Origin of the sequence: Streptomyces sp. NPDC059456 (assembly GCF_042750055.1) — a bacterium.
GTDB lineage: Bacteria > Actinomycetota > Actinomycetes > Streptomycetales > Streptomycetaceae > Streptomyces.
The window spans coordinates 1-4,872 of record NZ_JBHYVA010000641.1 but is presented as its reverse complement, the minus strand read 5'-3'; the positions used below and the strand labels follow the sequence as shown (position 1 = coordinate 4,872).

Here is a 4,872-nt window from a genome sequence, read left to right as displayed (position 1 = left end):
TCGTGGGTACCGAGCTCGACCCCGGCCCCGGCGCCGCCCGCGGCGGCCTCCCGCCCCGGGCGCCCCGCGGCGCCCTGGAGGACCTGGCCGCGGCCCACCTCGTCGAGGAGCGGACCGCCGACCGGTACCTGATGCACGATCTGACCCGCCTGTACGCCCGTTCCTTCGCCGACCGGGCCGACACCGCCGGGCTGCGGGAGCTGCTGGTGCACTACCTGTCCGCCGCCCGTGCCGCCACGGCGGCCGCCGAACCGGGCAGCCAGCCCTGCTGCACGCTGCCCGCCGGGGTGGTTCCGCCCTCCGCGCCGCCCGTCTTCGCCGACCGGGCCGAGGCGATGGCCTGGCTGGGCACCGAGCGGGCCAACCTCACCGCAGCGGTCGCCGCAGCGGCCGGCGCCGGGCATCCGGAGCTGGCCTGGCGCATCGCCGTACAGTTGTGGCCGCTCATCGTCCGCCAGGTGCACGACGGTTGGGAACCGACCCTCCGGCACGCGCTGACCGCCGCCGTCGCACTCGACGACCCGGACGCGCAGTCGCGGCTGCGCTCCCTGCTCGGCTGGGTCCTCACGGAGAACGGGCAGCACACCGCGGCACTGGAACACCTGTCGCGGGCGCCGGAGCTGGCGTTGCGGGCGGCGGACCCGCTCGGCCGGGTCATCGCCCTGATCAACTGGGCCGTCGCGCTGGAGCGCTCGGGCGACCTGCCGGGCGCCGGGGAACGGCGCGAACAGGCCGCCCGCATGGCCCAGGACCTCGATCACCCCCACACCGAGGTCCTGGCCCTCTACCACCTGGCCGCGCACTGCCTCACCACCGGACGCCCGGACCGGGCGCTGGCCCACTGCCGCCGGGGCCTCGCCCTCGCCTCCGACGAGCAGTCGGACGAGCGCCGGGCGCTGCTCCTGGACACCTGCGGCAGGGCGCTGCGGGCCCTGGGCCGCGGTGAGGAGGCCCGCCGCTGCCTGAGCCGCGCCGCGGCCCTCGGCGGGCGCCGCGGGCCGGACGGCGGGACCCCGGCGGCATCGGCGGCATCGGCCCGGGAGGAGCGGCGTCAGGCCGAGCGCACCTCGAAGACCACCGAGGCGTTGTCGCCGGACCCGCCGCTGCGCCGGCACGCATAGCCGCTCGGCACGCGGCAGTCGTAGGTGTTGCTGCCGACGTACGGGTTGTTCCAGCGGACCTCCACGGGCCCGTCCCCGGTCGCGTAGGTCGCCTGCCCCTCGGTGCCGGTCATGACGCCGTTCGACTCCGATGCCCATTCGCCCGCGGCGGAGGGGCCGATGAACTCGGGCAGGCGGGAGCTCCAGATCCCGTGACGCAGCGAGGCCTGCTCGAACGGCCAGACCCGGCCGGTCAGGTTGACGAGCGTCACGTGGGTGCTGCGTGCCGCCAAGGCCCCCGGGACGGACTGCTGTTGCGCCGCCGGGGCCGGCCCGGCCCCGGCGTGCGCCGGGCCGGTCGCCACACCGGCCAGGACCACCGCGGCCCCGGCCGTCACCAGGCGCCGCACCGTCTTGTGCCGAAGCCGCTTCACCGTTGCGTGCATGACCATCTCCTCGTCTGCGTCCGATCCGTCTCTCCGACGGCGCGGGCCCGGCCCGGCGCCCGACCGGAACGCTGCCGCACGGGCCTAACGCCCGACGTGACGCAGGCCTAACGCGAGGTGGTCCACACGTCCGGGGCGCGGGACCGAGCCGCCCGCTCCGCGCGCCCGCCGGTCACGGGGTCCCGGTTCCCGTCCCGCCGCGGTCGTCACCGCCGGACTGGCGGATCCGGCTGTTGTCCCGGGCGCTGGCCCACTGGTCGACCGGTCCGGCCGGATTCGCCCCGCCGGCCTGACTGACCTCCGACGTGCCGGACGCCTCGGCGAACTGCGTCACGGGGCGCTCCGACACCGGCGCAGGTGCCGGAGCAGGCGCGGGTGGCCTCGTGGGCGCCGTACCGGCCCACCAGCCCCCGGCCAGCCCGACGGCCGCGGTCATGGCCCCGGCGAACCCGGCGGCGACGGCGACGGCGTCGGAGTCCTTCTCCGGCAGCCAGCCGAAGGGATCCGCCTGGGCCAGCTTGAAACAGACGAAGAACACCACCGCCGACCCGAGGACGACGACAACCCACCGCAACGGACGCGACATTGGCCCCCCACTCATCCCTGTACGAATGAACCCACGAGGTGAACCATCCCCGCATTCCGGCCCGTTCCACCTTCCGACCGACCATCCGCTCATCCCCGCCGACCGCGCAGCCAGGTCCGCAGCCATCGCTGCGCCCCCCGCCCCCAACCCCGCCCCTGCCCCTGCCCCTGCCCCTGCCCTTCCCGTACCGCGGCCAGCAGCCGCAGCGCCTCCCGTTCGCCCGGCGCGTTGCCCCGGCCGCCTTCCACCTCCGCCGCCCTCTGCAGCACCGGCACCGCTTCCTCGGAGCGCTCCAGCCGACCGAGCGTCCGTCCGTACGCGAGCAGCACCGGCCCCAGCATCTCGACGTCACCGGCGAGGTCCAGCAGTTCACGAGAACGCCCCAGCACCACCCGCGCCTCGGCCCACCGGCCCTCGTCGGCCAGCAGCACCCCCAGACCGGCCGTCGCGACGCCCTCGCCGTACCCGTAGCCGACCGTACGGAACCCCTCGACGGCTTCCTCGTACGCCCTCACAGCCTCCTGGACCTTCCCCAACGGCCGCAGCGAGTCAGCGAGATGGTTCCGGGCCATGGCCACCGCGAGCTCGTCGTCGACCGTTCGGGCTGCGGACAGGGCGCGCAAGTGGGTGGTCACCGCCTCCTCGTGACGGCCGGTCTCCGACAGCATCCCGCCGAGAACGTGCAGCACCCGGGACAGGGTGTAGACGTCCTCGCCCCCGTCCAGGATCGACACGGCCCGCCGCACCGCGGAAATCGCCTCGTCCGCCCGGCCCAGCCTCATCAGGGTCTGGCCGTACTCGTCCAGCTGCACCGCCTCGTGCCGCGGGTCCTGCTGCCCCCGGAGCAGGTGCAGGGCCTCCTCGTGCGCGGCGAGGGCCTCGTCCAGCCGGTCGCTCCTGCGCAGGAGACCCGCCATCAGGCCCGAGGCCATGGCCGCGACCCCGGGGTTGGTCCCCTGGCCCCGGGCCGCCTCGACGGCCTCCTGCTGGAACCGCAGGGCCTCGTCCAACTGCCACATCGCCGCATGCGCCTTGCCCGCGTTGCCCAGCAGGAGGATCTCGTTCTCGCGGCGGTCGACGCTCCCGGGCATGCGGCGGGCCGCGGCGAGCCCCAGCTCCGCCAGCTCCAGCGCCTCCTCGAAGCGGTGCTGCCGTTCCAGGTCCGCGCCGAGGTACACGGCGAAGACGACGGCCTGCTCCGGCCGGCCCGCGGTCGCCACCATCCGCGCGACGGCGAGGAGGTTCGGGCCCTCCAGATCGAACATGTGCCGGGCGGCCGCCACGTCGGGGAAGACCTCGTACAACGTGTCCCCGGTCCGTCCCTGCATACGGCTGTCCGCCGCCAGGAGGAGGGCCGCGTGGCACCACACCAACCGCTCCCGGGCCGTGCTCCGACGGTCCGCCTCCGCGTGCAGCTCGCCCAGCTCCGTCGCGTACAGGCGCACCAGATCGTGCATCCGCCACCGGTCCTCGCGCCTGCCGAGCAGGCTGGCCCCGACCAGCCCCGCCAACCACTCCCCCACCGCGTGCCGGTGCTCCGCCGACACCGTCGCCGACGCATCCCCGTCCTGCGCGAGCAGGACCGCGACGGGTTCGGAACAGTCCGGCCCCGGATGTACCGTCAACAGCCGCAGCAGCCACGCCTCGTCCACCGGCAACCGCGCGTACGACAGGTCCAGCGCGGCCCGCACTCCGCGGGGCATCCCGTGCCGGTCGACCGGGCTGAGCGCGTCCAGCCGGGTCCGTACGTCGGCCAGCTGCCCGGCCACGCGGCGCAGCGGTTCCTCGGGGTCGCGGGCGGCGACCGCCGCGATCACCATGAGGGCCAACGGCAGCCGTCCGCAGTGGCCCGCGATCTCCGCCAGCGCGGCCGCCTCGCTCCCGGGCCGCGGGTCCCCGGGCCAGGTCCGCAGCAGGACGTCCGCGACCAGGTCGGCGGCGGCGACGGGCGCCAGCTCGTCCAGGGCCAGGCGGCGCGCCACGAGGCCCTCGTCGTCCCACCGGTCCCGCGAGGTCACGAGCAGGCGGTGCACGTCCCCGCCCGGCGGTACCAAGTCCCGTACCTGCATCGCGTCGCCGGCGTCGTCGGCGACGATCAGCACGCGCCGCCCCTCCGCGGCCCGAGCGGTCAGCATCGACCTGTACAGCGCCAGCCGCCCGTCCGCCGCCGCGGGCATCTCCTCGTCCCCGACGCCCAGCTGCCCGAGCAGTCGTCCGACGGCCTGGTCAGCGCTCAGCGCGGCGCCGGGAACGTACCCCTCCAGCGCCACGAAGAGCACCCCGCCGCGGAACGACCCGGCCGCCCGCCCGGCCACCGTGACGGCCAGGGCGCTCTTGCCGACCCCGGCCAGCCCCACCACCACGGAGACCGGCGACCCGCCGGGCTCCAGGACCCGGAGCAGCTCCGCGGCCTCCTCCTCCCGCCCGACGAACACGTGCGGCGGCGCGGGCAGGCTCCACAACGCGTCGCGGGCCGGGCGCCGTGCCAGGAAATAGGCTCTGGCTATCTGGAGGATGCTGCTGTTCCCCTCGGCGCGCGCCCACTGTTCCGTCACTCCCGGCCCCCCGCTGCCCGCCGCCCGCCAGGTTCCCTGAGGGGACGTCACGATCTCCGGATCCGCTCGCGAACCCGCACCGGACCACCTTCCCCGGTGCCCGCGGCAGCACACGCGGGACGCGACGGGGTGGGGGGGGGGGGGGGGCGCGGGACCCCGGCGCGGGGGGGGGGGGTGGGGGCCGT

The 4,872-nt window shown here is 76.0% G+C and carries 4 protein-coding genes; 1 reads left to right on the top strand and 3 read right to left on the bottom strand.

Going from position 1 to position 4,872, the window contains the following annotated elements:
* Positions 1-1,121, top strand: a 1,121-nt coding sequence (locus ACFXA3_RS35380) for a tetratricopeptide repeat protein (RefSeq protein ID WP_385193958.1), incomplete at its 5' end; no start/stop codon positions are given.
* Here ACFXA3_RS35380 and ACFXA3_RS35375 read toward each other — a convergent pair.
* The 3 genes from ACFXA3_RS35375 to ACFXA3_RS35365 all read right to left on the bottom strand — a co-directional run bounded on the left by ACFXA3_RS35375 (position 1,052) and on the right by ACFXA3_RS35365 (position 4,687).
* Positions 1,052-1,546, bottom strand: coding sequence for a hypothetical protein (locus tag ACFXA3_RS35375; protein ID WP_385193955.1), 495 nt, complete (start codon positions 1,544-1,546; stop codon positions 1,052-1,054). The two genes, ACFXA3_RS35380 and ACFXA3_RS35375, sit on opposite strands and share 70 nt — an antisense overlap.
* A gap of 172 nt (positions 1,547-1,718) precedes the next feature.
* Positions 1,719-2,132, bottom strand: coding sequence for a hypothetical protein (locus tag ACFXA3_RS35370; RefSeq protein ID WP_385193952.1), 414 nt, complete (start codon positions 2,130-2,132; stop codon positions 1,719-1,721).
* Positions 2,133-2,221: 89 nt separating this feature from the next.
* The gene (locus ACFXA3_RS35365) at positions 2,222-4,687 is read right to left on the bottom strand and encodes a tetratricopeptide repeat protein (protein WP_385193950.1); all 2,466 of its coding nucleotides are present in this window, start codon (positions 4,685-4,687) and stop codon (positions 2,222-2,224) included.
* Between the last annotated feature and the right edge of the window lie 185 nt (positions 4,688-4,872).